The sequence below is a fragment of the Arsukibacterium sp. MJ3 genome (assembly GCF_000987765.1).
Lineage (GTDB): Bacteria > Pseudomonadota > Gammaproteobacteria > Enterobacterales > Alteromonadaceae > Alishewanella.
The window spans coordinates 1-24,663 of sequence record NZ_LAHP01000003.1 but is presented as its reverse complement, the minus strand read 5'-3'; the positions used below and the strand labels follow the sequence as shown (position 1 = coordinate 24,663).

Below are 24,663 nucleotides of genomic sequence, written 5' to 3'. Positions count from 1 at the left end.
GCCGCTTACGTTTATTTGCTTCATTCAGAGTTGGCTATTAGATAGCCGGTGAGCCTGAAAATGGCCCGAATTGCATAATAATCAGTTTATTCACTTGTCACAACTGCGGTTTGCGGATATATGTTAAAAAAGGGCGGCCAAAAGGCGGCTACAGTTAGGGAATTCAGGTTTTAAGATGGCGAAATCACTGGTAATAGTCGAATCACCGGCAAAAGCAAAAACAATTAATAAATATTTAGGTAACGACTTTGTCGTTAAATCAAGCGTTGGCCATATCCGGGATCTGCCAACCAGTAGTAGTAAAGACAAAGTTCGTGTTGTCGATAAGAGCCTGAGCAAAGAGCAAAAAGACTACAACGCGCTGGTTGACCGCATGGGTATTGACCCAGCGCACGGTTGGAAAGCCCGCTACGAAATCTTGCCGGGCAAAGAAAAAGTGGTGAAAGAACTAAAAGCCCTGGCTGAAAAAGCCGATATTGTATATCTGGCCACGGATTTAGACCGTGAAGGCGAAGCCATTGCCTGGCATTTGCAGGAGATTATTGGCGGCGAACCTGAAAAGTTTAAGCGGGTAGTGTTTAACGAAATTACCAAGTCGGCAATAACCAATGCCTTTGTTGAGCCTGGCCAGGTAAACGTTGACCAGGTTAATGCCCAGCAAGCCCGACGCTTTTTAGACCGGGTAGTAGGCTTTATGGTATCGCCGCTGTTATGGAAAAAAGTAGCGCGGGGCTTGTCTGCCGGCCGGGTGCAATCAGTAGCGGTACGTTTGGTGGTAGAACGCGAGCGGGAAATTAAAGCCTTTGTGCCGGAAGAATATTGGACATTGGCGGCCGACACGCTAACCAAAGCCAAACAGGCTTTGCAGCTGGACGTGGTGCGCGAGCAAGGTAAAGCCTTTAAGCCGGTAAACAAACAGCAAGCTGATGAGGCATTACAACAACTGCAGCATGCTCAGTTCGAAGTAAAAGAGCGTGAAGATAAACCCAGCAGCAGTAAACCACAGGCACCGTTTATTACCTCAACGTTGCAACAAGCGGCCAGTACCCGCATGGGGTATGGTGTTAAAAAGACCATGATGCTGGCACAACGGTTATACGAAGCCGGGCATATTACCTATATGCGTACCGACTCAACCAACCTGAGTTCTGAAGCCGTTAGCAATTGCCGTGATTATATTGTGCAACAATTTGGTAAGGCTTATCTGACCCCAGAGCCAATTAGTTATGGCAGTAAAGCTAATGCCCAGGAGGCACACGAAGCGGTGCGGCCATCAAACGTTAGCGTGTTAGCCAGTGACTTGGGTGATATGGAAGCCGATGCCCGTAAACTGTACGAGCTAATCTGGCGTCAGTTTGTGGCGTGTCAAATGCCACCGGCTCAATACGATGTTACCAATATAATCGTGGCTGCAGCAGATTTTGAATTAAAAGCTAAAGGCCGGGTATTGCGCTTTGATGGCTGGACCCGGGTGCAACCCGCGGTGAAACGTAAAGGTGAAGAAGACAACGAATTACCCGATGTTAAAAAAGGTGAGCAACTGCAATTGCAGCAATTGCAAAGTGCCCAGCACTTTACCAAACCCGCTGCTCGGTTTAGTGAAGCCAGCCTGGTAAAAGAGTTGGAAAAGCGCGGCATTGGCCGGCCTTCTACTTATGCGGCCATTATTTCTACTATTCAGGAACGTGGTTACGTGCGGGCCGAAAACAAACGTTTTTATGCCGAGAAAATGGGTGAAATTGTTACCGATCGGCTGGTTGAAAATTTTGATGATTTAATGAATTACGATTTTACCGCCAATATGGAGCTTACCCTGGATGACATTGCCAAGGGACAGCGCACCTGGCGCAAAGAGCTGGATAACTTTTATGCCGGCTTTTCCGATAAACTAAAACTGGCAGAGCAAGACCCCGAGCTAGGCGGCATGCGCGTTAACCAGTTTGTGTTAACCGACATTAAATGCCCTAGTTGTGGCCGTGAAATGGGCATTCGTACTGCGTCTACCGGGGTGTTTTTGGGGTGTTCCGGCTACAATCTGCCACCGAAAGAACGTTGCACTACTACCCTTAATTTACTGCCCGGTGATGAAGCCATTAAAGTATCAGATGATGATGAATTGGAAACCGAAGCGCTGCGCCAGAAAAAACGTTGCGGCAAATGCGGTACCGCCATGGACAGCTATTTAATTGATGAGCAGCGTAAGTTACATGTTTGCGGTAATAATCCGGAGTGTGATGGCTACGAGTTAGAAGAAGGCAGTTTTAAAATTAAAGGCTACGAGGGCCCGCTTATTGAGTGTGATAAGTGTGGTGCTGATATGCAGCTTAAGTCGGGCCGTTTCGGTAAGTATTTTGGTTGTACAAACAGTGAATGTAAAAACACCCGCAAGTTACTGCGCAGCGGCGAAGCGGCGCCACCTAAAGAAGATCCGGTACACTTGCCAGAGTTGAAGTGTGAAAAGTCTGAAACGTATTTTGTACTACGCGACGGGGCGGCGGGCTTGTTTCTGGCAGCTGCAACCTTTCCAAAATCACGAGAAACAAGAGCACCATTGGTAAGTGAGCTTAAAACCTTCCGGGAGCGAATTTCGCCTAAGTTTTATTATCTGGCCGATGCACCGGTAAAAGACAAAGAGGGGAACCCCAGTATTGTGCGTTGGAGTCGCAAAACCAAACAACAGTACGTAATGACCGAGAAAGACGGCAAAGCAACCGGTTGGGCCGCCTGGTATGAAAAGAGTAAATGGGTTGTGTCGACGAAAGATAAAGCCGTTGTGAAATAAAACGAGTTGGTATGACTCAATCAGAAAAGGCACCTGTAGGTGCCTTTTCTGATTTTACCATTTACGTTTTGGTGCAAATAGCTCATCAATATCTTTGTTTTCTTTTTCTTCTTTCTTTTCCCGATCGCGTACATTACCGGCTTTAAGCTCGGTGGCAATATCTTCAAGCGTTTGTATAACTTCAGCTTTACGATGAGTAACATAGTCATCCTGATGGCTGCTGTTGCTTAAGGACGTTAACGCTTTTTCAAAATACTGCCTGGCTGAACCCAACATCTTGTTATTTCGGGCTTGGCTACCACGCTTAATTTGGCTTTCAACATTTATGCGCAATTGCAAAACCTCTAACCGTTTATCCTCTGTAATAACAGTAGAGGTATCAATAGTACCTTTGGCATGCTCACTGCGTAAGGTGGCACGTAGTTTCTTAATGCCACGAATAAGCGCAATAAGTTGCTGGTCATTATCGGGCAGCGTTAGCGTGTCGGTGTTTGTTACATCTGCACTGACAGGGTCTTTTAATCTATTCTCTGTTTCTTGTAACCGTTGTTTTAATTCTCTGGTTCCTGTCTCAAGTTCTACCATAGCGCGCAGCGCGCTGGCAGTGCGCTTTAATAACAAAGTGGTTATGGCTGGGGTAAAAGGCACATTAGACGTATTAACCAACATCTCTTCTGTATCATCCAGTAAATGGCGTAATTTAGTAAATTCTGCCCGTTTTAATTTAGCTATCCGTTCTTTGTGTTGTTGCACAACATTAACGATAACAGCGATGATCACCAAAGCTATAGCTAGCGAGATGATAATAGGTAACAGCATGCAAACCTCTAACCGCATTCGCGCTTTAAATAGTGTAATTAAATGATAGTAATCTGAAATGGCAGCAAAGAACAGTTTTCTGCTGTTCAGGGTTAGGTTAACGTGTTCCCATGGCGTAAATCCAGTTTGTTTATATTAGGGCTGGCGCTTTGCTGCATTAATCGAAATAGTTATAACACGGCCATTTATAAAAATAAGTTGGAATATCTGACAAGACAGGTATATTAGCTAAGACCACTTTTTACCGGACTTGGGCCAGATGAAATTACAGCAATTGCGTTACATTGTTGAGGTGTTAAACCATAACTTAAACGTGTCGGCAACCGCAGAAAGCCTTTATACCTCGCAACCTGGGATCAGTAAACAGGTTCGGATGCTGGAGGACGAATTGGGCATTCAGGTGTTTGGTCGCAGCGGCAAACATCTAACGCACGTAACACCGGCTGGGCGTGATGTAATGGAGATAGCACAGCAAATTCTGGCTAAAGTTGAAAGTATTAAAGCGGTAGCAAAAGAACATACCTTGCCGGATCAAGGCAAATTAAACATTGCCACCACCCATACTCAGGCCCGTTATGCTTTGCCGCCGGTGATAAGCAGTTTTATGCAAAAATACCCAAAGGTGTCATTGCATATGCATCAGGGCACACCACAACAAATATCAGAGGCAGCGTCGCGCGGTGAGGCTGATTTTGCCATTGCAACTGAAGCGTTGCATTTATATCATGACTTGGTGATGCTGCCGTGTTATCACTGGAATCGCAGTGTTATTGTGCGCCAGGACCATCCGTTGGCGCAATTAGGCCGTAATATAGCGGTGGAAGATATTGCTCAACATCCTATTGTTACCTATGTTTTTGGTTTTACCGGTCGCTCTGAGTTAGACCGGGCCTTCGCCGCTAAAGGGTTGGAGCCGCGCATTGTTTTTACCGCTACAGATGCCGATGTATTAAAAACTTACGTTAGATTAGGTTTAGGGGTGGGTGTTGTTGCCTCCATGGCGATTGATCCGCAATTAGACAAGGATTTAGTGGCGCTAGACGCCAGCCATTTATTTGAAGCTTCCACCACTAAAATTGGCTTTCGTAAAGGGACGTTTTTAAGAACTTACATGTATGATTTTATCCAACGTTTCGCGCCTCACCTAACCAAAGACGTGGTGGAGCGGGCCAATTTATTGCGAAACCAAGAAGAGATCGATCGCATGTTCGACAGCTTCGACTTACCGGTGCGCTAACAACATATTGGAATAACTGCCTATGCCGCCAATAGAACTGATTTTATTACTGTTAAGCCCGGTGTTTATTATTTGCGTGGTGTTGGAGTGGCACTATGCTGTTATCAGGCATCAAAACTGGTACCAATGGCGAGATACCTTAGCTAACGCCATGCTGGCACTGCTGCATCAGGGCGCAGACATGCTGGCGTTACTGCTGCTAATGCCGTTATTTTATTGGTTGCATCAGTACCGCTTGTTCAACATAGAACTTACGGCATTAAATGTGCTGTTAGCGTTTATTTTGCAAGACTTTTTGTACTATTGGTTCCATCGTGGCTCACATCACATTCGCTGGTTATGGGCTTCGCACGTTGCTCATCATAGTTCCCGCCATATGAATTTCAGTACTGCTTTTCGCCAAAGTTTAACCTATCCATTATCCGGTATGTGGCTATTCTGGATGCCGATGATTTTAGTGGGATATGATCCGCTGCTGGTATTTGCGGTGGTGGCGCTGAACTTAGCTTTCCAGTTTTTTGTGCATACTCAGGCGATTGGCCGGCTTGGTTTTTTAGAACATATTTTCAATACCCCTTCACACCATCGGGTACATCATGCTTGCAATAGCCGCTATATTGATCGGAATTTTGCCGGGGTATTAATTATCTGGGATAAATTATTCGGCACTTTCGTGGCAGAGCAAGCGGATGAGCCCTGTCAATTTGGTCTTACAGATGAGTTTAGCTCGACTAACCCGTTAACTATTACGTTTTACGAATGGCGCCGGATGTGGCACGAAGCTCGTGATAGCAAACGGCAGCAATCACTTTGGCGCGTATTACTGCAGATGCCAGTGAAAGCAACATCGGTTGCAAGGAATAAAGCCGCTGAATAAGTAAGTTGGCGGCTGCGCAAAAAATCAAATTTGCACTAAGCTTGTACTAAGATCATAACGCCTTGAGGTGATTTATGAAGTCTATCAAGATTTTAGTGCTGTTAGTTGTCCTGTCGTTAATAATGTCTTGCCAGCCTGTGTCTGAACCCGCAATAGCTGTTGCGCCGGAGCGGCCATTTCAGCCAATGACAGCTGTGCCACCTATGTGTACTCTTACCATGGGCTTTGATGCCTGGGAGCCTTACCAATACATGACAGTAGGCAATACCGTTAGCGGCCTGGATGTAGAACTGGTTCGGGCAATTGCGGCGGAGATGCAGTGCGAACTGACTATGGTGCAAGGTAGCTGGGTTGAGCTACTGGGTTCACTGAAAGAGGGAGAAATAGATTTTGTGCTGGGGGCGTCTATTACACAGGACCGCCAGTCTTTTGCATACTTTTCAAATTCTTACCGGCAAGAGCAGTTTCAGTTGTTTGTCCGGGGCGATGATATCAACCTGCCAGTAACGGATATTACTGGTTTTATCAGCGCCGGTTATAAACTGGGTATAGTGAACCAATATTATTACGGCGATGAAATTGATAAGTTGTATGGTGCAATTGATTATCAGCCGCAGTTTGTCGGCGCCATTATCAGCGAGATGAATATGGCGCGGCTATTAGATGAAGAAATAGACGGTTTATTGGAAGACAGGTTTGTTGCTGCCTCAATATTAAGACGAAAAGGGCTGGAAGCGCTGATTAAACCTCACGATATTACTCTGGGTAATAACGATGTATATGTCATGTTCAGCAAAGCGTCGGTTGAAGAGCAATTGGTCGCTGAATTTAACCGCGGATTAGCTACCATTAAGCAAAACGGTTTATACCAGAAAATTGTGCAGCGTTATCAGGACTAAATCGCCAAACCAAATTGCCGCTGCAGTATTGCAGCGGTAAAGCTGGCTTTCAGGTAAAAGCCACGTGGCAAGGTTTGAATAGACTCGCCATTAGCCCCTACCGCATTCGTTAGCGCGTTGCTGTCGGCAGCTTTGGGCCGTAGTTGCAACACCTTGCCATGGGCGCCGCGAATTTGATCAATACCGCCCAGCGTAATGAGCTCCATTAATTCTTCCCAATCTTGTTGCAAGGCCTGCGATTCTGTCGGCGACGGCCGCCAATAAAACCCCGAGCCAATAATACGCTCGGCAACCGGAATGTGTCGTTCAGCCAAAATCGGCACCCACAGCACATGTTGCAACTTTTGGCAGATCCAGGATTGCGGCCAGGTTTGGCTGGTTACCCCGGTAAGCGGTGCAACACAGACATAAGTGCTTTCCAGTGGTTTGCCTTGAGCGTTAATAGGCAGGGTTTTTAATTCAATGCCAAGGTTGGGGAAATCGGGTATGGCTTGTGAGCCTGCTTCAGCACCTAAGGCAATTTCCAGCAGCTGGCCCACCCAACCTTTATTACATTTTAAGTTTGCAGGAACGCTCAGCTGCAACTGGGCAGCCAGTTGGCCAAGAGTTAAGCCTGCTATGGCTTGGCAGCGCTGTAGCAGTTGCTCAGCTGTTTTCAAGGAGTCTGTCACAATCATTGGATAATCATTGGCTGTTGTATCTTCGGCCGTTAAAACATCTGGCAGGTAAACTAAGTTGTACCCTAGCACTTTTAAGAGCCGTTCGCTGCTTAAAAACGCAGCAAACGAACTTATGCACAGCGTTATATAATCAGAATTTTCAGTAGTAATTTCATAAGTTATTGTAATTATATATTTTAGTTCAGGAATTATCGGTGTTGCTCGTGCTAAGTAAATTTTAATTACAAGGCCCTACGCCGCTTAACAACAGCTTTATCCACAGACTCTGTGAAGAAGTGCACATTGGCTTATTGGTTAGGGCTTTAAATGTGGATAACTTTTAATAAGTGCTTAATGTAATGCTTTTGAAATTCCGTTTGCTGTAACTGTCACTTTGTGAAAGAATCTTTGTTATAGCAGAAATAGACTCGCTAGAGGTTTGTGTGATCGATGCCGAAGGTTTTCGGGCCAATGTCGGCATAGTGATTTGTAACACCAATGGACAGGTGTTTTGGGCAAAAAGATATGGTCAGCATTCCTGGCAGTATCCACAGGGCGGCATTGACGACGGCGAAACGCCTGAACAGGCCATGTATCGTGAATTGCATGAAGAAGTGGGCTTACGGCCCGAAGATGTAGAAATTGTCAGTGTTACCAAGCACTGGCTGCGCTACAAACTTCCGAAACGGCTTATTCGCAAAGACAGTAACCCTGTGTGTATCGGGCAAAAGCAAAAGTGGTTTTTATTGCGTTTGACCTGCCGTGAAGAAGATGTAAATCTGGCTGTAACGACGCATCCTGAGTTCGATAACTGGCGCTGGGTCAGCTATTGGTACCCAGTGCGCCAAGTGGTGGCTTTTAAACGAGAAGTGTATCGTAAAGTCATGCGTGAATTTGCCCCGGTTGCTTTGCCCTTCACCCGCAAAGATATCAAGAAAAAATATTAAAAAAAGGTATAACCAACAGCACAATGAGGTACTTATGTTAAGCCAGCTTCGGCGGATTGTTCAGGATGTGGCGCAGGAGCCAGCTCTAGACAATGCTCTGGCTGGCTTAGTGTCTAGTATTAAAACGGCACTGGCTACTGAGTGCTGTTCGGTTTATCTGGCTGATTATCAGCAACAACATTTTATGCTAATGGCAACCGATGGTTTAAACCAGGATGCGGTTGGTACAGTGGCTATTGGTTTCTCTGAAGGCTTAATTGGCTGGGTAGGGCAACGGGAAGAACCGATTAACCTGGCTCAGGCTCAATTGCACCCTCGCTTCAAGGTAACCCCGGAGGTTAGTGAAGATCGCTTTTCTGCGTTTCTGGGCTGCCCGATTATTCATCATCGTAAAGTACTGGGTGTGCTCACCATTCAGCAATCGGCAGAGCGGGTATTTAGCGAGGATGAAGAGTCCTTTTTAGTTACGCTGGGCGCGCAGCTGGCGTCAGTGTTAGCCAATGCAGAAATGCGCGATGCCGCCAGCCAACGGCCTTCAACCATGAAGCAATCGGGTCAGCTTGCCGGTTTGCCCGGGGCCCCGGGAATGGCCATTGGTGAAGCATATGTTTTACAACCCTCCAGTGACTTTGATGCTATCTCGCTAAAACGATCGGATGAACCCGAGAAAGAGCTGGCGTTGTTTTACCGGGCAGTGAAAACTACCAAAGCAGAATTTAACCGGCTGGCCGAGCGCATGGCCGGCCATATTCCCGCTGATGCTTTGGCTATTTTTGACGTGTACCATCAGCTATTAGATGCGGCAAGTTTGGGTAAGGAAATCGAGCAACAAATTGCCGAGGGCTGGTGCGCCAAAAGCGCTTTAAAACGGGTTGTAGAAAAGTTTGCCCGGCAGTTTGACGATATGGATGACCCTTATCTGCGTGAGCGTGGCACCGATATCCGGGATCTGGGGCAACGGGTGTTGAATAATTTGCTCGACTCTGAGCAGCGTAAGGTAAAACTGCCACAACGGGTAGTATTGGTCGCTGACAACGTCACGGCGACTATGTTGGCCGAAGTGCCGCGTGAGCAACTGGTTGCTATTGTGTCATTACGAGGCTCGGTTAACTCACATGCTGCGATAATGGCCAGAGCACTGGGCATTCCGGCGGTAATGGGCGTTAATGAATTGCCGCTGCTGCACTGGCAAAGCCAGCAGGTTATTGTTGATGGCTACCAGGGGCGGATTTTATTGTCGCCAATGGAAGCCATTTGTGTTGAATACCGACGGTTAATTAGTGAAGACGCTGCATTAAGTGCACGCTATCAGCAAGAGGTCGCGTTACCGTCACAGTCAGCTTGTGGCAAGCCGTTTAAGCTTATGGTGAACTGTGGCCTGGCAATTGAGCTGGAAACCAGTAATGCTGAATTTACCGATGGCGTAGGGCTGTACCGTACCGAATTTCCGTTTATTATACGCAGCCGTTTTCCAACCGAGCAGGAACAGGTAGAGTTGTATAGTAAAGTGCTTAGCAGCTACGCCGGCAAAAGCGTGGTAATGCGCACGCTGGATGTTGGTGGTGATAAAGCCTTACCGTATTTTAGTATTGTGGAAGAAAACCCTTTTTTAGGCTGGCGCGGTATTCGGCTTACGCTCGATCACCCAGAAATTTTTCTGGTGCAAATAAGGGCTATGTTAAAAGCCAATGTTGGGCTGGATAATTTGCATATTTTGCTGCCGATGATTTCCGATTTGGCTGAAGTAGACGAAGCCATCAGGTTAATAAGGCAAGCCAGTTTTGAAGTAAGTGACGAGCTTAACATTGCCTTGCCCAAGCCGAAAATTGGCGTAATGATTGAAGTCCCTTCTATTATGTATCAACTGCCTGAACTGTCTGCCAGAGTGGATTTTTGTTCGGTCGGGACTAACGATCTTACGCAGTATTTACTCGCGGTAGATAGGAATAATGCCCGGGTTGCCAATCTGTATGATGCCTTGCATCCTTCGGTGTTACGCGCATTACATTTATTGGCGATTCAGGCGAGACAATTGCATTTTCCCATTAGTATTTGCGGCGAGCTTGGCGGTGAGCCGGCAGGTGTATTGGTGCTTGCGGCCATGGGTTATAGTCGTTTTAGTATGAATAACAGTAATTTAGCCAAAATAAAATGGTTATTACGCCGGGTTAATATCGCCGAGCTGGAGGCGTTGTTGCCTGAGGTGTTAGCGTGCCAGTCTCCGAAGCAAGTTAAACAGCAAGTGCAGAAATTTTTAGAACATAAACAACTGCTAAGTCAGTTACGCGCGTAACGCTAACCACAATTTGAATAGCGCAGCCAACCGGGTTGTGCCGCAGCATCTATATTGAGAAGTACCTTGTTAACAGTTATTCTAATTTCGGCGCTTATTGGTTGTTTTGCTGGCTTTCTTGCCGGTTTATTGGGTATAGGCGGTGGGCTGGTGATAGTGCCGGTGTTGGTGGTGTTGTTACCGGCATTAGGCGTGGTTAGCTCAGAAGCGGTAATGGTGGTTGCTATTGCCACGTCATTAGCCTCTATTATTATTACCTCAAGCTCATCTATTCGTGCCCACCATAAGCGTAATAATGTCAGCTGGACATTAGCCGGCACTATTATGTTCGGCGCGGGTATCGGTGCCGGTGTCTCTGGCTTATTAGCCCATCATATTAATGGCGCTACTTTAAAAATTTTTTTTGGCCTGGCGGTATTTTTACTCGCGTTAAGAATGCTCGGCTCGCGCAGTATTATTGGCCGGGCGTTGCTTCCGGCTAAGCCCTTGTTAGCCGCTATTGCTGCTGTGCTTGGCGCTATTTCCGGTTTAATGGGTATAGGGGGCGGGGCGCTAGTAGTTCCGGTATTAAATTATTTTTCGGTTGATATGCGCCGTGCCATTGGCTGCGCCGCTGCCAGTGGCATCGCTATTGCTGTGTTAGGCACCCTAGGGTATGTTATCGCCGGCTGGCAGCATTACCGGCTGGCAGATGGCTTTATTGGCTATATATACTTGCCAGCATTATTTGGCATTGTGTCAACGTCGGTGTTTACGGCAACCTTTGGCGCAGCCATGACCCAGCGTTTGCCGGTACTGATGATTAAAAGAGTGTTTGGGGTTTTTCTGATGCTGGTTGCGGCCAGAATGGTATTTAGCTAGTAAGTGTTTTTTAAGGACAATTATGACAAATTCTTATCTCAATTTTCCCGATATCGATCCGGTTATGGTGTCAATCGGCCCGGTCAGTATTCATTGGTATGGCGTGATGTATGCGGTGGCGTTTGGCATGGCGTATTGGCTTGCCAATCGGGCAGCTGAAAAAGCCGGTTCTGGTTGGACAAAAGAGCAGGTTAGCGACTTACTATTTTTCGGGTTTTTAGGGGTAATTGTTGGTGGCCGTATTGGCTACGTATTGTTTTACAATTTTGACCAGTTCGTTGCCGAGCCACTTTACCTGTTTAAAACCTGGCAAGGTGGCATGTCGTTTCATGGTGGTTTATTAGGTGTATTACTGGCAATGCTATGGTTCGCCAGGCGTTATAACAAATCTTATCTGGAGCTGGGTGATTTTGTTGCGCCACTCATTCCGCTCGGTCTGGCAGCTGGCCGGCTGGGTAATTTCATTAATGCAGAACTGTGGGGCAGAGTAACGGATGTACCCTGGGCAGTACTGTTCCCGAATGCCGGTAGTTTGCCGCGTCATCCCTCACAGCTATACCATGTAGCGCTTGAGGGCATACTATTGTTTGTTATTATTGTATTAGTCAGACGTTTAAAACCCGCTACCGGCACCTTGGGCGGCGTATTTTTGCTAGGCTACGGTGTGTTTCGTTTTATTGTGGAGTTTTTTCGAGAGCCGGATGCACATCTTGGCGTACTATCGGCGGGCATGACAATGGGGCAATGGCTGTGCCTGCCAATGATTGCTACCGGTCTTGGCTTAATTATTTATCTAAACAGTAAACCATCTTCACCGGTTCGAGGTGCTAAATGAAGCAGTATCTGGATTTAATGCGCCATGTTTTGGAACAGGGCCACCGTAAAACTGATCGCACTGGCACCGGCACTATCAGTGTGTTTGGTTATCAAATGCGCTTTGACTTGCAACAGGGTTTTCCATTAATTACTACTAAAAAATGCCATATACGCTCCATTATTCATGAATTATTGTGGTTTTTAAAAGGTGACACCAATATTGGTTATTTGCAGGATAATGGCGTGTCAATCTGGAATGAGTGGGCGACCGAAAGCGGCGAGCTAGGCCCCGTTTATGGTGCACAGTGGCGCAGCTGGGCTAGCCATGATGGTCAGGTAATTGACCAGATAAGTCAGCTTATTAATGACATAAAACGCACCCCCGACTCGCGTCGGCTTATCGTCAGTGCCTGGAACCCGGCGGTATTGCCCGATACACACTATTCGCCTAAAGAAAACGCGGCTATGGGTAAACAGGCCTTGCCGCCTTGCCATACGTTGTTTCAGTTTTATGTAAATGATGGCCGCCTATCCTGCCAGTTATATCAGCGAAGCGCCGATATTTTCCTCGGTGTACCGTTTAATATTGCCAGTTATGCCTTATTAACGTTAATGGTGGCGCAAGTGTGTGGCCTGAAGCCGGGCGATTTTGTGCATACCTTTGGTGACGCCCATCTGTATTTAAATCATTTAGAGCAGGTGAATGTTCAGCTAGGCCGGCAGCCGCATCCGTTACCCAGCATGCAGCTTAATCCGGACATTACGGATATTTTTGGTTTTAGCATTACCGATTTTACGTTAGAAAACTACCAGGCTCATCCGCACATTAAAGCGCCGGTGGCGATTTAATGACAGGGTATTAGTTGTTATTTTGGCCTAGTTCTTGCTGTTGCAATGCTAACGGCAAGTAAGCTGGCAAGAATGAGGTAAATATGAAGGGTTTATGGTTAGCGGTAGGTATTTTGCTAACGGGCTTAATGCTTTCTGGATGTGCGCGTTCGGTGCCGCCGGTATCCGCATTGGCGGCAGAGATGGCGTTAAGTGAACATCCGCTTGGTTTTTATACTGAGCGTTTAGCCCGGCAATTGTTTGCCCAGTTAGATGACAGCCCGTTGTGGCTGACCCGGCCGAAAATTGCCGTCAGCAGTTTTGTGCCCGCTTCGGCTTTGCATCTACACGATGCTAATAGCGAACAGCGTGATTTTGCTAATCAGCTCAGTGAAAGTATGCTGGCTCACAGCCGGCAGTTTGGCTACGCGGTTTATGAGTACCGATTAAGTAATGAAGTCATGCTGGCTGGCGACTTTGAGCAGGCACTGACCCGTCAGCTACAAGATATTAATGCTAAAGGCACAGCCAATACGTTGTTAACCGGTACTTATACCTTGCAACAGGATGCCGTGATCGTCAACGCCCGGCTTATTCACATTCCATCAAAGCAGGTGTTAGCCGCAGTAACCGATTATATTCCGGCTAACGTGCTGTGGAGCACCCAGCAGGTTAATAAACGCGGTGCGATGTTTTATCGGCAAAGCCCGGCAGGAGATACCAAATGAAGCAGTTTACTATTTTAGCCCTATCCATACTGCTTAGCGGCTGTGCTGCATCAGATCGCACCGTAACGGTTACCGGCCAGCAGGCTGATAAACAAAGCAGCAGAGCGCAGCGAATAACGCAGCTGCCAACCAGCGTATCTCCGGTTGGAAATGAGCAATACAGCCCGTCACAGCAACCCTTACTGACGGTGAACGATTATGTGCGTAATCTGGTTCACGAATTAATGGCGCTACAACTTAGCCTGGACAGCGACAGCCAGGTAGGAGTAACCGACTTTAGTTACGTTGACTCGCCATTAGATGAAGGCTCGGTATTCAGTAACCATTTAAGTGAAGCCATGATTTATGATCTGCATAAATTTGGTGTGCCGGTACTGGACTACAAAGTAACCGATTATATCAGAGTAACTGAAAGTGGTGATTTCGTGTTAAGCCGTAATTATCAGGAGCTGTCAGAAGAAGTGGCCATTCGCTATGTGGTAACCGGCACCTTGACCACGCATCAGCAGGGCGTATTAGTGAATGCGCGGTTGGTACAAATCGATAATAAGCGGGTTATTTCCGCTGCTCGCAGCTTTATTCCACGGCATATTGTACAGGCGGTAATCTCCCGTCAGGGTGAACAAGTTATGCGGATTAAATAGCAAAACCACTAAAGAACATGGCTGTAGCGCCGATATACTAGAATAGATTTTAGAATATCGGGATTTATTATGATAAAAAACATACTACTACTTGCTACTGGCACCATTGTATTATTGCTAACCAGTTGCAGTAGCTTACTGCCTGGCAAGCAAACGCATGCCCAGCCGGCACCAGCGATAACGCCTTATATACTTACTCACAGTAATGATAATCGTGCACATCCTGTTGCAGTGGAGCAGGTACTAATGACGTATCCGGTTACCAACAGGCTGTATGCCAGTCAAAAATCGTTAGATGATTACGTCGCACAATTAGCCATGCAGCTTTATCACAATAGCACCGAGCCGTTTGCCAATCATATTGTGGCAGTGGCAGGTTTTACCAGTTTAACGCCAGCGCGTGACGCTTTACATCCTCTGGGTAATGCACTGGCAGAGCGTTTTTTGCAACAAATGCCGCGTTACGGCCTTATTATGGTTGATCATAAACTTACTGGCGGCATCATGCTAACTAACGCGGGTGATCAGGTATTTAGCAACCGGGCTGGCCAGGTTGCTGCTAATCAGCAAATTGATTATGTGCTTAGTGGCACTGTGCAGCAAAGCCAGCGTGGTGCTCAGGTAAATGTGCGGATTATGCATTTAAAAAACAAAAGCATATTGGCCAGCGCCAGCCAGCTTATTCCACAGTTTGTCTTAGATACCGAACCGTTTGTTTTGTAATAGCGTTTGCGGGAGTCGAATGGCCATATAGACGTTATAGTCGTCGAGATGGTCGCCACCTTGGCTGAAAGTACCAAGCTGGCCAGGCAAGAAGAAGACAATTTGGTAACTAAATTGAGGTACTCGGATGGCCAAATTAAGCTCAATGGCGAGGCAATCCCGCCGGAAGTATTGACAGGGCTGCTGACACTGTTCAGCCCAGCCAACCCAGAAGCAGCAGCACACTGATAATCCAGGCGCTGGTAGTAACGGCTCCGTTGGCCCAGAGTCGATTCCAGCGTCGCTCCATAGCGCGCCAGCGACTGCGTTGTATCTGCGGCTGAACCGCCGGCAAGGGTGGGCGTTGCATAACTCTCTTGAGCCTCAGCGATCCGGCACGGGCTGGATTGGGCAACTTCTGCAGTGCCCCGGGAATGGTCCAGCCTGACTGGTGGACTGTCCAGGCGGTAGCCGCTGCCAAAAGCAGTGGCCAGCTTGCCGACCACAAGGCCTTTACTGGCAGGCTGGCTACCAGTGCTTCGCGCAATGCGGGCCAAAGCCACGGCAACAGAGCCGGCATCACGCAGAGCAGTGCCCAGGGTACTAACTGACCCTTCGGGGGCGAGTCTGTGCAGCCTTCGGGCTGGTGCCGCCACATCAGCCAGAGGGCGCGCAGCAAGAGTATCGCCGTTGCTGCGGAGCCTGCTGTCAATAGTATCAGCCAGTGGCTGACGTCACTGGCATAAACGGCATCCTTTAGTAATATCTTGACCGCTGCACCACTGGTTAGCGGCAATCCCGCCAGCGCCATTGCCGGTAAAGCCATCAACAGCCAGTGCAAAGGGCTGAGCCGATAATGACTTGCCAGGCCTGCACCCATAAACAAGGCACCCTTGGCCAGACCATGGTGCACGCCAAAAAGAGCCAATAAGGTGGCAGCCGCGGCGCTGGACTTGGGGTGCAGCCAGGCCAGACCAAGCACCACCAACAGATAGCCAACCTGACTGACGGATGAGTAGGCCAGGACGCTTTTGGCCTTGCTTTGTATCAGCCCCAGAGCCACACCATAGAATGCGCTGATGGCACCGATGGCCAATAACCCCAGGGCGACGCTTTGCAACCAGAGGTCCTGCGTTGGCAGGAACCGCCACAAACCCAGAATCCCCGCCTTGATCATTGCGCCGGACAGCACTGCGCTGGCGGCCGCCGGTGCAGCCGGATGAGCCAGCGGAAGCCAGACGTGCAGTGGCCAAAAACCAGCTTTCAGCCCAAAGCCAAGCAACAGTACGATTGCTGTCAGCGAGCCAACGGGCACCGCTTGCCAGGCCGCCAGCTCTAGCGCGCCGCCCGCTTCGTGAATACGCAGTAGCATACCGGCGAAAATAAGCATCTCGCTTAAGATGGCCAGTTGCAGATAGAGCCGTCCGGCCTGCCGCGGTGCAGGGCCGCGCTCATGCACGATCAACCCGTAGGCGGCCAGACTCATTAAACTGAAACCCACATAGAAGCTGCCGGCATCCTGGGCTATTACCAGTAGCATATTTCCGCTCAGGGATAATAGCCAGCAGGACCAGAAGCGAAAACGGTGTTGATCGTCGACCAGATCGGTGTGCGCGAAACGGCTTGCGCAGCCCCAGAGTAGTGCGCTGAATGCCAACCAGGCGCGAGCGAGCAGATCCTCCGCGGCCCATGCTGCCCCCGGCCAGAGTATTCCCAGCTCCAGTGCTGGAGCTGGCCACAGGCTGAGCAGCAGTGCTGGTAGACAGCACAACCAGAGCCAGGGGCCGATGCGATTCGGCCAGCGCCACAGCAGGGCGCCCACGAGTAGCGGAGAGAGAGGCACAAGCAACCAGAATAGAGCACTCATAAGCCGAACTGCCGATTGATGATCAGTTGGCTCCAGGCCAGCGGGCTTAGCTCACTGCCAGCCAGCACGCCGGCCAACAGGGCCAGCAGTGTGGTGAACAGTACCGGAGCGAGCAGCATCCAGTGGGTTTCTCCTAGCCCTGGTCGCCCGTTACCTAGGGCGTGTTCTTCCGGCCATTGTGTCGGCGGCTCGGCAAACCAGCCTCGATAGATCAGGGGAAGGAAGTAGGCGGCATTGAGTAGGCCGGAAAGCACCAGCACCAGCAACACCCAATCTTGCCCGACCTCCAGGGCGCCCAGACCCAGATACCACTTGCTGACGAAGCCGGCGGTAGGCGGTACGCCGATCATACCCAGTGCGCTCAACGTGAACGCAGCCATTGTCAGCGGCATACGTTTGCCAACGCCGTTCATTTCGTTTATCCGATGGATGCCCAGGGTTTCTGCGAAATTGCCGGCGCAGTAGAACAGTGTCACCTTCATTAGGCCCTGGTGTACCAGATGCGCCAGCGCGCCAACGGCGGCGATTGGGCCCATCAACGCGACACCAAGGGTGATGTATGACACCTGGCTGATGGTGGAGTAGGCCAGTCTTTTCTTCAATTCCTGTTGCTGCAACGCCTTAAATGAACCGTACAGGATCGTTGCTGCTGCCAGCGCCAGCAGTGGTGTTGCCAGTCCAAGGGTCTGCACCTGCTCAACGCCATAAACGTCATACACCACCCGAACGATGCCGAAGGCGCCAGCCTTGACCACCGCGACAGCATGCAGCAGAGCGCTGACCGGCGCCGGTGCGACCATTGCCAGGGGCAGCCAGCCGTGCAGGGGAATCAATGCGGCCTTGACGCCCAGACCACTGATCATCAGGGCGAAGGCCAGTATCAGGCTGGGCTTATGAGCATCGAGCAGGGGGCCTAGGTAGCCACCTGCCTGAAATTCGGGGCTGCCTGTGATGCTGTGTAACAGTGCAATGCCCATCATTAGAAGCGCACCGCCACCCAGTGTGTAGGCAAGATAAACACGTCCGGCGTGCAGTGCTTTCTTTGTGCCCCGGTGAACCACCAGCGGAAATGTTGCTAGCGTTAGTAGTTCGTAGAAAAGCAGAAAGGTGACCAGATTCCCGGCCAGAGCCAAGCCCACCGTCGCGCTGACGCACAGGCTGAAATAGCCGAAGAACCGTGAGCGCAGTGGCGAATCCTCGAGATAGCCGATCGCATAGACGGTGGTCGCCAGCCATAGCACCGAGGACAGGGTAACGAACTGCAAAGAGGTGGCATCCCCCTGCAGCACTAGGCCACCACCGGGCAGGAAGCCAATGGCGAAGCGAAATTCCAGCCCCTGATTGACGCCCCAGAGCATCACCCCGACCAGGCATAGCTTGAGGATGACGGCAAACAGGTTGAGGCCGATGCGCAGCTTCACCTGATCTTCGCGCAGGCTGAATATGACCAGGCCGGGCAACAGCGAGCTGAGTATGATTGCCGGCGGCAGCAGCGTGGTCCAGGCGGTTATCACAGCCCCACCTCTTGGAACCATTCGATCAGCGGCTCGCTTATCAAGGCCATGGCCCATACAATAAGGGCAGGCAACATCGCCAGCCACTGGGCCGAGACATCGGGATCATAATCCGGCGGATTCGGGTCGGCACGATCAAAGGCGATGGCTACCACCCGGAATACATAGCCGGCACTGGCCAGAGTGCCAAGCAGCACGCCCAGGGCCCAGGGCCAGCGGGCAGGCTCCAGGAACAGCGGCTGCAACAATACCCATTTGGCTACGAAGCCGCCGCTGGGCGGCAGGCCGATCAGACTGCCGCCGGCGACTGCGAACGCGAACATGGCAATCGGCATGGTCTGGCTGGCCCCCTTGAGCGCACTGACATGCCGGCTTCCCAACGTCGCCTGTATCTCGCCGGCGGCCAGGAACATCGATACCTTGGCCAGGCCGTGGGCAATCACGAACAGCCACAGCGCGATGGACATGGTCGCGTCCTGCCAATACAGCAGCAGACCCAGAGCCAGCAGGGCATAGCCTAGCTGGGCGACCGTCGAATAGGCCACCAGCACCTTGATCCAGGGTGTGCGCAGTGCAGCCAGACCGCCGCTGACCAGGGCGGCAATACCGGCCACTGCGAAGAAGATACCCGCCTGCCGAGCGAGTTCTTCTGGTGCCACGTTATCCCAGAGCATCCAGAGGATGAACAGGGGGCCCTTGACCACCAGCGCCGAGAGTAGCGCGCTAACCGCCGTGGGCGCAGCTGCGTGGGCAGCTGGAAGCCATTGGTGCAAAGGCCAGAGCGCGGCCTTTATCATCAACCCCAGCGTCAGCAATAGCAGGGCCAAGCGCGTGACCTGGTCATTGGATGTGACACCGGCGAGCGCACGTATATCCAGCACGCCGTATTGGCCGTAGAGCAGCGCGACACCCAGCAGGTAACACAGCGATGCGGCAAGTGACAGTAGCAGATAGCGTAGCGCTGGTACATGTGACCTCGGCCCCGAGAGAATCACCATTGCCACCGCGACCAGCCCGAGCAATTCCAGAGTGACATACCAATTGAACAGATCGCGGGACAGCCAAAGGGCGCCCAGGCTGGCATGCAACAGACAAGAGAGGGGCCAGAAGTCGGTATCACGAGTCTGACTGTGACGGCTGCGTTGGGCATAAATCGCCACCAGCAGATGAATCAGGGCGGTAAACACCAGCAGCAGCGCGGTGAGCGGGCCGAGCTCGAAGCGGATCCCCAGCGGCGTTTCCCAGCCGCCGAGATTGAGCTGCTGCGCGCCGTTGATAACCACCTGGTGCAAAGCCAATGCTGCGCACCCCAGGCTAGTGGCATTCGCCAGTATCACCAGGCTGCCGGCGCGGACCCTTACCAATAGTAAGATCAGCGCGGTCAGCAACGGGATCAGCAGGCTGAGCAGCGCCGCGCTCATTTGCGCTCTTGGTCGTCTTCGTCGAGCGGATCAGCCGTTGCCAAGCGCAGGGTAAAGGCGGTGGCACTGGCCGCTACCACCAGACCGGTAACAACCAAGGCTTGCAGTACCGGATCGACGGCTGAGTCCCGGCTGGCCAGCGCCACCATGACCATGAACACACCGCTGCCCATCACATTGACCGCCATGATCCGGCGTAAGGCATTGCGGTGAACCAGCAGGGCGTGCAGGCCCAGCACCCATAGGCTGACACCACCACACAAATAAATCAGAGTACTGGTCACGGCGCAGGGTGCTCGTTTTCGCCGATCACCAGAACAGTCAGGCTGGTGGCGATCGATAGGGTGGCGGTTATTTCAATCAGCAGGATCAGTTGCTTACTCCACCCGGGCGGGTAGTTTAGCCAGCCGTCACCCATCCAGTGGGTGCCAGCGGCTACCAGAGCAAAGGTTGCCACGCCGCCCAACATAAGCGCGCGGACCGGCCAGCGGCTCCAGCGAATAGCAGGTAGCAGGCCGGCGAGGCGTAGCATGACCGCGCCGGCAGCGAGCACGGCCCCGGCCTGGAAGGCGCCGCCGGGCGCATGGCTGCCGCGCCACAACAGATAACCACCGACGATGATCGTCAGCGGCGCGAGCATTCGGCTCCAGGCGCGTAGCAGTGGCCAGGTCGGCGGTAAAGCCATACCAGAGCTGCCCAACTGGCGAACGCCGATCAGTGCCAGTAACAATACCACCAGCTCCAGCAGCGTATCCCAGGCGCGAAAGTTCAGCAGCACCGCCGTGACCGGATGGCTCACGCCACTCTCGTCCAGGTGCGTATCGACCAAAGCGGGTAGCACACTGTTACTGTCCGCCAGTGGTTGTATCGCGCGGATCAGTAATGCCAGCACTAGCACCCCGAGCAGCAAGCTTATCGACAGCGGCACACGGGCTGGTTGGGAGGTAGAGTCTGCGGCGCTGCGAGCCAGCGCTGCGAGCAGCATGACGCCGATCAGTCCGGCACCAATCGCAGCCTCCGCCAGTGCCAGGTCGACAGCGCCCAGCCGGGCCCAGGTGAGCGCCAGCATGAGACCGAATACGATGAACAGTACAATGGAGGTATACAGACTACGCGTGTGCAGCGCCGCACCAGCGAGGCCAAGTAGCAACAGAATCAGCGTCAGATCGAAGAGCTGTTCAGCGGCCATCGGAGGGTTGCTCCTGAATGGTTTTGGCGTCAACCCTATCCGCGTCACGCTGGTAGCGCGCCAATAGTTGGCAGGCAGTCGCCCCGGAGGCCATGATCAGCAGCCAGACCAGCAGCATCTGAGCAACCGATTGCCAGCTGTCGCTACGCAGCGACAGACCGACCACGAGCAAACCTAGGCCCAAGGTGTCAGCCTTGGTGACAGCATGCAGGCGGCTGTAGGCGTCGGGGAAACGTAATAGCCCCACGGTTCCGGCCAGAAAGAAAAATAACCCTGCCAGCAGAAACGGCCAGCTAAGCCAGCATAGCCAAGTGTTCAACTCAATCATGTTGGCTCCGGCGTAATAGTTGGACTAGTGCCGCGCTAAGCACTGCAGCCAGCACGGCCAACACCAGCGCGGCTTCGATCAACGCCGGTTGACTCTGAGTATGGGCCAGCAATAAAAGCACCGCTGCGCCGGTAGTACCTAACAACTGCACGGCGAGCAGGCGGTCGGCACGACTCGGGCCGCGCACCACGCGCCACAGACCCACGGCAATGCTTGCGAGCAATATGGTAGCAAGCATTATCATGCGATTTGTTCTTTGAGTAATTGCGACAAGTGTAATTCCAGTTGTGCCACGGTTTTTCCCCAGTCTTGATGCTGATCCAGCGCATGCACATGCAGCGTTTGATCTTCATAATGCGATGAGAGTGTACCGGGCAACAGGCCAACCATGGCCGATAACAACAGGCAAACACGCGGATCCCGGCTGGTCAGAGCGAACGTCTTCCAGGCCGGTGACACTGGTAAACGCGGGTGCAGCGCTCGGCGGGCTACGTCCCAGCCACCTGAAAATAGCTCGCGCAAAAAGAATCCCAGAAAAGCTGGTATCGCTTGCCAACGCAATGAGCCAATGCGCAGTTCGAGGCGGTAGCCGGCGAAGGTTGCGATCGCTGCCAGAGGTATCCCGAATGCCCAGCCCTCTGCGCTGCTCAGCAATGCCCATATGCCCAGCCAGAAGCAGAAACTGAATACGACATTGAGTACTCTCATGGTTCTGCCTGGTTGATTACGGCAGCCGGGTGGACCCTCTGATGTGCTGGAGTGATTCGCCACTGGGGCTCCTGCAGGTGGGCTGGAAGATAGTAAGAATAAACCACATACCTGATCTATTCAACAGAGGCTAGTTTTGCGCTAGTTTAAGGCTTTCATTAGTTCCGGCAGTTGTTCTGGCTTTATGGTGGGCATCTTTGTTGCTTTGGCTGCCGGAACAGGAATCGAACAAGTAGGCATAACAGGCTTTGCAGCGTGTTTTCATTCGCTGTGGTGCCATATGTGGTGCGAAAGTGTTTGCTGGACACAAATATTTTCGATTAGTGGGTATAGTTAATTGAGCTGTATCACCTGAACATTTCTAAATTTAACGGGCTATGGTCTGGTAGGTTCATACTTTTTATTGTGTGCTAATATCCTGAAAAATTTTACAGCTAGGAGCTAACTATTGAAGGAGTTTCATTTTGTAAGTGAACGAGCCTGCAGAGAGTATTTAGAAATACCTCAACATGAAAGAGACCAGTTTGGGGTAACGTTGAATGCAGTGGCTGGTGATCAGGGGGTGTTACCTGAAGACGAATATTACACCGGTGATGGAGTTACCAGCAAATCGCTAAAGGGGCTTGGCAAAGGGGTAAGCGTTATTCAACTTTCCATCAATGGCAGCCCTGCTTATCGGGTAGTTTATTGCGTAAGGTTCGCCAACCGACTTTATTTGCTGCATAGCTGGGTCAAGACGACGAATGGAGTAGATAGACCGGCTATGGAGTTAGTAAAAGCCCGTTATAAAGCCATGTTGGAGGATTTGCGCCGTGATGGTTATAAAGTATAGGGCGACTTGCTAATTATATCAAAACGAATATAATTAGAATGTCTGACATTTTTAGAGGCTCCTATGGGAATCAAGTATTCTAATATTTTCGAAGTAGGTCGAGAAAGTAAACCAGAGGAAGCGGCTGAGCTTCTGCTGCGTGCTAATTTAATGCAGGTGCTTTCATCTATTGTCAGAGACCGTGATTTGAGCCAAGAGCAGGCCGCAAAAGCATTGGGCTTAAATCAGCCGCAGGTAAGTTGCGTTATGAACTGGAAAGTAGACAAATTGACGTCCCAGCGTTTGCTTAAATGCTTGCACAAGTTAGGTTATCAGTTAAAACCGCAATACGAACAAGGCGTGTTAAGCGTTGATGTAAGAAAGACAGAGCAGCCTGAAGCTTCAGTGCCGGCTTATTAAAGACAGAGACGGTTTGCATTTGCGTAAGAAAAGCTGGCATTGATCAGCTTTTCTTATATGTAGGATTTGGGGCTTCGAACAAAATTAAGTTGTATGTTACGTGCCAGAGCAAAAAACGGCCTAGAGGATGTAACGAATTTTGTGTAACTGCTTATCATAAATTACTCTACTGAGAGTTAAGGATAGGCAGATGCAAATGAACAGAAAAGAACTAGAGGCTTTCGCTAAAGAAGCGGCCAAAGGCATAAAAACCCCACAAGACTTAAATGATTTCAGCCGAATGCTGAAGAAAATAACCGTTGAGGCTGCTTTAAACGCTGAGATGGATGAGCATTTAGGTTACGAGAAACATGCCAAGTCAGTCGTAAAGAATAGTCGTAACGGCACGACGTCTAAGCGGATAAAAACGGAAGAGGGTGAGTTCGCCCTCGATACTCCGCGTGACCGTGATGGTTCTTTTGAGCCTATCTTGGTTAAAAAAAACCAGTCTCGATTTACCTCCATGGATGACAAAATTCTTTGGCTATATGCGCAAGGCATGAGCACACGAGAAATCGTTAAAGCCTTTGATGAATGGTACGGGGCAGACATCTCACCCACGTTGATATCACGTGTCACCAATGCGGTTATCGATAAAGTGACCGAATGGCAATCACGACCACTAGATCCCATTTACCCTATTGTTTACCTCGATTGCTTGGTGGTCAAAATTCGGCAAGACAAGCGGGTTATCAACAAATCGATCTTCCTCGCCCTTGGCATTAATACCGAAGGTCAGAAAGAGCTAATGGGCATGTGGATAGCCGAGAACGAAGGCGCCAAGTTCTGGTTAAGCGTGCTGACTGAGCTGCAAAACCGTGGTGTAGAAGATATCCTTATTGCCTGTGTGGATGGCCTCAAAGGCTTTCCTGATGCCATTAACGCGGTGTTCCCACAAACCCATGTGCAACTGTGTATCGTGCACATGGTGCGTAATTCGCTTAAATACGTTTCTTGGAAAGACTACAAGGCGGTTACGACTGATTTAAAGGGGGTTTATCGTTCAAGTACAGAAGAGGAAGCCTTGCTTGAACTAGAGCGTTTCAGTGAAACCTGGGACGAGCAATACCCGCAGATCAGTAAGTCATGGCGAGCACATTGGCAGAACTTAAACACCATCTTTAATTACCCTACGGATATCCGCAAAGCGATTTATACGACCAACGCCATTGAGTTGCGTATTTCGGGATGATCCGGCCAGCGATTTCGGCATGAGTCGGCCGCCCATTTCGGTATCATCCGGCCACTGATTTCGGCATCATCCGGCCACCTGT

General features: G+C 50.5%; 25 protein-coding genes and 1 pseudogene. 16 read left to right on the top strand and 10 right to left on the bottom strand.

Annotated features, from left to right (window positions below; translation table 11 throughout):
• Nucleotides 1–175 precede the first annotated feature (175 nt).
• Nucleotides 176–2,782 carry a type I DNA topoisomerase gene (topA, locus tag VT06_RS02950; protein ID WP_046552789.1) on the top strand — a complete coding sequence of 869 codons (2,607 nt, stop codon included), beginning with the start codon at nucleotides 176–178 and terminating at the stop codon, nucleotides 2,780–2,782.
• 54 nt (nucleotides 2,783–2,836) lie between these two features.
• On the opposite strand, the gene VT06_RS02945 is transcribed toward topA, so the two are convergent.
• Complete coding sequence (locus VT06_RS02945) at nucleotides 2,837–3,601, bottom strand: hypothetical protein (RefSeq protein WP_046552788.1); 765 nt, start codon at nucleotides 3,599–3,601, stop codon at nucleotides 2,837–2,839.
• 259 nt (nucleotides 3,602–3,860) lie between these two features.
• On the opposite strand from VT06_RS02945, the gene cysB reads away from it, so the two are divergent.
• The 3 genes from cysB (at nucleotide 3,861) to VT06_RS02930 (ending at nucleotide 6,614) form a co-directional block, all read left to right on the top strand.
• Nucleotides 3,861–4,838 (top strand): HTH-type transcriptional regulator CysB, encoded by a 978-nt coding sequence (gene cysB / locus VT06_RS02940; RefSeq protein ID WP_046552787.1) that lies wholly within the window; start codon nucleotides 3,861–3,863, stop codon nucleotides 4,836–4,838.
• 22 nt (nucleotides 4,839–4,860) lie between these two features.
• The gene (locus VT06_RS02935; RefSeq protein WP_046552786.1) at nucleotides 4,861–5,715 is read left to right on the top strand and encodes a sterol desaturase family protein; all 855 of its coding nucleotides are present in this window, start codon (nucleotides 4,861–4,863) and stop codon (nucleotides 5,713–5,715) included.
• Nucleotides 5,716–5,789: 74 nt separating this feature from the next.
• Entirely contained in the window at nucleotides 5,790–6,614 is an 825-nt protein-coding gene (locus tag VT06_RS02930) for an ABC transporter substrate-binding protein (RefSeq protein ID WP_046552785.1), read from the top strand.
• On the opposite strand, the gene mutH is transcribed toward VT06_RS02930, so the two are convergent.
• Nucleotides 6,611–7,291 carry a DNA mismatch repair endonuclease MutH gene (gene mutH / locus VT06_RS02925; protein ID WP_046552963.1) on the bottom strand — a complete coding sequence of 227 codons (681 nt, stop codon included), beginning with the start codon at nucleotides 7,289–7,291 and terminating at the stop codon, nucleotides 6,611–6,613. The two genes, VT06_RS02930 and mutH, sit on opposite strands and share 4 nt — an antisense overlap.
• A 425-nt stretch (nucleotides 7,292–7,716) precedes the next feature.
• Between mutH and rppH the strand changes: the two genes are divergently transcribed.
• The 9 genes from rppH (at nucleotide 7,717) to VT06_RS18815 (ending at nucleotide 15,341) form a co-directional block, all read left to right on the top strand.
• Nucleotides 7,717–8,220 (top strand): RNA pyrophosphohydrolase, encoded by a 504-nt coding sequence (gene rppH / locus VT06_RS02920; RefSeq protein ID WP_046552784.1) that lies wholly within the window; start codon nucleotides 7,717–7,719, stop codon nucleotides 8,218–8,220.
• 34 nt (nucleotides 8,221–8,254) lie between these two features.
• A complete protein-coding gene (gene ptsP, locus VT06_RS02915) occupies nucleotides 8,255–10,513 on the top strand; it encodes a phosphoenolpyruvate--protein phosphotransferase (protein WP_046552783.1) in 2,259 nt (752 codons plus the stop codon).
• Nucleotides 10,514–10,579: 66 nt separating this feature from the next.
• Nucleotides 10,580–11,374: a sulfite exporter TauE/SafE family protein gene (locus VT06_RS02910; RefSeq protein WP_046552962.1), complete on the top strand. Its 795-nt coding sequence runs from the start codon at nucleotides 10,580–10,582 to the stop codon at nucleotides 11,372–11,374.
• A gap of 22 nt (nucleotides 11,375–11,396) precedes the next feature.
• Nucleotides 11,397–12,209, top strand: a complete 813-nt coding sequence (lgt, locus tag VT06_RS02905) for a prolipoprotein diacylglyceryl transferase (RefSeq protein WP_046552782.1) — start codon at nucleotides 11,397–11,399, stop codon at nucleotides 12,207–12,209.
• A complete protein-coding gene (locus tag VT06_RS02900; RefSeq protein WP_046552781.1) occupies nucleotides 12,206–13,039 on the top strand; it encodes a thymidylate synthase in 834 nt (277 codons plus the stop codon). The genes lgt and VT06_RS02900 overlap by 4 nt, the downstream gene beginning before the upstream one ends.
• A gap of 83 nt (nucleotides 13,040–13,122) precedes the next feature.
• Complete coding sequence (locus VT06_RS02895; protein WP_046552780.1) at nucleotides 13,123–13,746, top strand: FlgO family outer membrane protein; 624 nt, start codon at nucleotides 13,123–13,125, stop codon at nucleotides 13,744–13,746.
• On the top strand, nucleotides 13,743–14,390 hold the full coding sequence (locus VT06_RS02890; RefSeq protein WP_046552779.1) for a FlgO family outer membrane protein: 648 nt from the start codon (nucleotides 13,743–13,745) through the stop codon (nucleotides 14,388–14,390). Before VT06_RS02895 ends, VT06_RS02890 begins: the two co-directional genes overlap by 4 nt.
• Nucleotides 14,391–14,459: 69 nt before the next feature.
• Nucleotides 14,460–15,113, top strand: a complete 654-nt coding sequence (locus VT06_RS02885) for a FlgO family outer membrane protein (protein ID WP_052750152.1) — start codon at nucleotides 14,460–14,462, stop codon at nucleotides 15,111–15,113.
• Between the two features lie 48 nt (nucleotides 15,114–15,161).
• Nucleotides 15,162–15,341: a DUF945 family protein gene (locus VT06_RS18815; RefSeq protein WP_369796883.1), complete on the top strand. Its 180-nt coding sequence runs from the start codon at nucleotides 15,162–15,164 to the stop codon at nucleotides 15,339–15,341.
• Here VT06_RS18815 and VT06_RS02880 read toward each other — a convergent pair.
• Genes VT06_RS02880 through VT06_RS02845 form a run of 8 tightly spaced genes read right to left on the bottom strand, consistent with a single transcriptional unit; the run spans nucleotide 15,307 to nucleotide 22,119 of the window.
• Complete coding sequence (locus tag VT06_RS02880) at nucleotides 15,307–16,959, bottom strand: complex I subunit 5 family protein (RefSeq protein WP_046552778.1); 1,653 nt, start codon at nucleotides 16,957–16,959, stop codon at nucleotides 15,307–15,309. The two genes, VT06_RS18815 and VT06_RS02880, sit on opposite strands and share 35 nt — an antisense overlap.
• Nucleotides 16,956–18,473 (bottom strand): complex I subunit 5 family protein, encoded by a 1,518-nt coding sequence (locus VT06_RS02875; protein ID WP_235357341.1) that lies wholly within the window; start codon nucleotides 18,471–18,473, stop codon nucleotides 16,956–16,958. Before VT06_RS02875 ends, VT06_RS02880 begins: the two co-directional genes overlap by 4 nt.
• Nucleotides 18,470–19,894, bottom strand: coding sequence for a complex I subunit 5 family protein (locus tag VT06_RS02870; RefSeq protein ID WP_046552776.1), 1,425 nt, complete (start codon nucleotides 19,892–19,894; stop codon nucleotides 18,470–18,472). The genes VT06_RS02875 and VT06_RS02870 overlap by 4 nt, the downstream gene beginning before the upstream one ends.
• Nucleotides 19,891–20,178, bottom strand: a complete 288-nt coding sequence (locus tag VT06_RS02865; protein WP_046552775.1) for an NADH-quinone oxidoreductase subunit K — start codon at nucleotides 20,176–20,178, stop codon at nucleotides 19,891–19,893. The genes VT06_RS02870 and VT06_RS02865 overlap by 4 nt, the downstream gene beginning before the upstream one ends.
• Nucleotides 20,175–21,083, bottom strand: coding sequence for an MnhB domain-containing protein (locus VT06_RS02860; RefSeq protein ID WP_046552774.1), 909 nt, complete (start codon nucleotides 21,081–21,083; stop codon nucleotides 20,175–20,177). Before VT06_RS02860 ends, VT06_RS02865 begins: the two co-directional genes overlap by 4 nt.
• Nucleotides 21,073–21,411, bottom strand: a complete 339-nt coding sequence (mnhG, locus tag VT06_RS02855; RefSeq protein ID WP_152658970.1) for a monovalent cation/H(+) antiporter subunit G — start codon at nucleotides 21,409–21,411, stop codon at nucleotides 21,073–21,075. Before mnhG ends, VT06_RS02860 begins: the two co-directional genes overlap by 11 nt.
• Nucleotides 21,404–21,655, bottom strand: coding sequence for a monovalent cation/H+ antiporter complex subunit F (locus tag VT06_RS02850; RefSeq protein WP_046552773.1), 252 nt, complete (start codon nucleotides 21,653–21,655; stop codon nucleotides 21,404–21,406). The genes mnhG and VT06_RS02850 overlap by 8 nt, the downstream gene beginning before the upstream one ends.
• Nucleotides 21,652–22,119, bottom strand: a complete 468-nt coding sequence (locus VT06_RS02845; protein WP_046552772.1) for a Na+/H+ antiporter subunit E — start codon at nucleotides 22,117–22,119, stop codon at nucleotides 21,652–21,654. The genes VT06_RS02850 and VT06_RS02845 overlap by 4 nt, the downstream gene beginning before the upstream one ends.
• Before the next feature lie 448 nt (nucleotides 22,120–22,567).
• On the opposite strand from VT06_RS02845, the gene VT06_RS02840 reads away from it, so the two are divergent.
• From VT06_RS02840 to VT06_RS02830, 3 genes and pseudogenes are all read left to right on the top strand, one after another.
• The gene (locus VT06_RS02840) at nucleotides 22,568–22,951 is read left to right on the top strand and encodes a type II toxin-antitoxin system RelE/ParE family toxin (RefSeq protein WP_046552771.1); all 384 of its coding nucleotides are present in this window, start codon (nucleotides 22,568–22,570) and stop codon (nucleotides 22,949–22,951) included.
• Nucleotides 22,952–23,014: 63 nt separating this feature from the next.
• Nucleotides 23,015–23,350 carry a helix-turn-helix domain-containing protein gene (locus VT06_RS02835; protein ID WP_046552770.1) on the top strand — a complete coding sequence of 112 codons (336 nt, stop codon included), beginning with the start codon at nucleotides 23,015–23,017 and terminating at the stop codon, nucleotides 23,348–23,350.
• Between the two features lie 196 nt (nucleotides 23,351–23,546).
• Nucleotides 23,547–24,563, top strand: a pseudogene (locus VT06_RS02830) (IS256 family transposase); the annotation flags it as partial.
• Nucleotides 24,564–24,663: the final 100 nt, after the last annotated feature.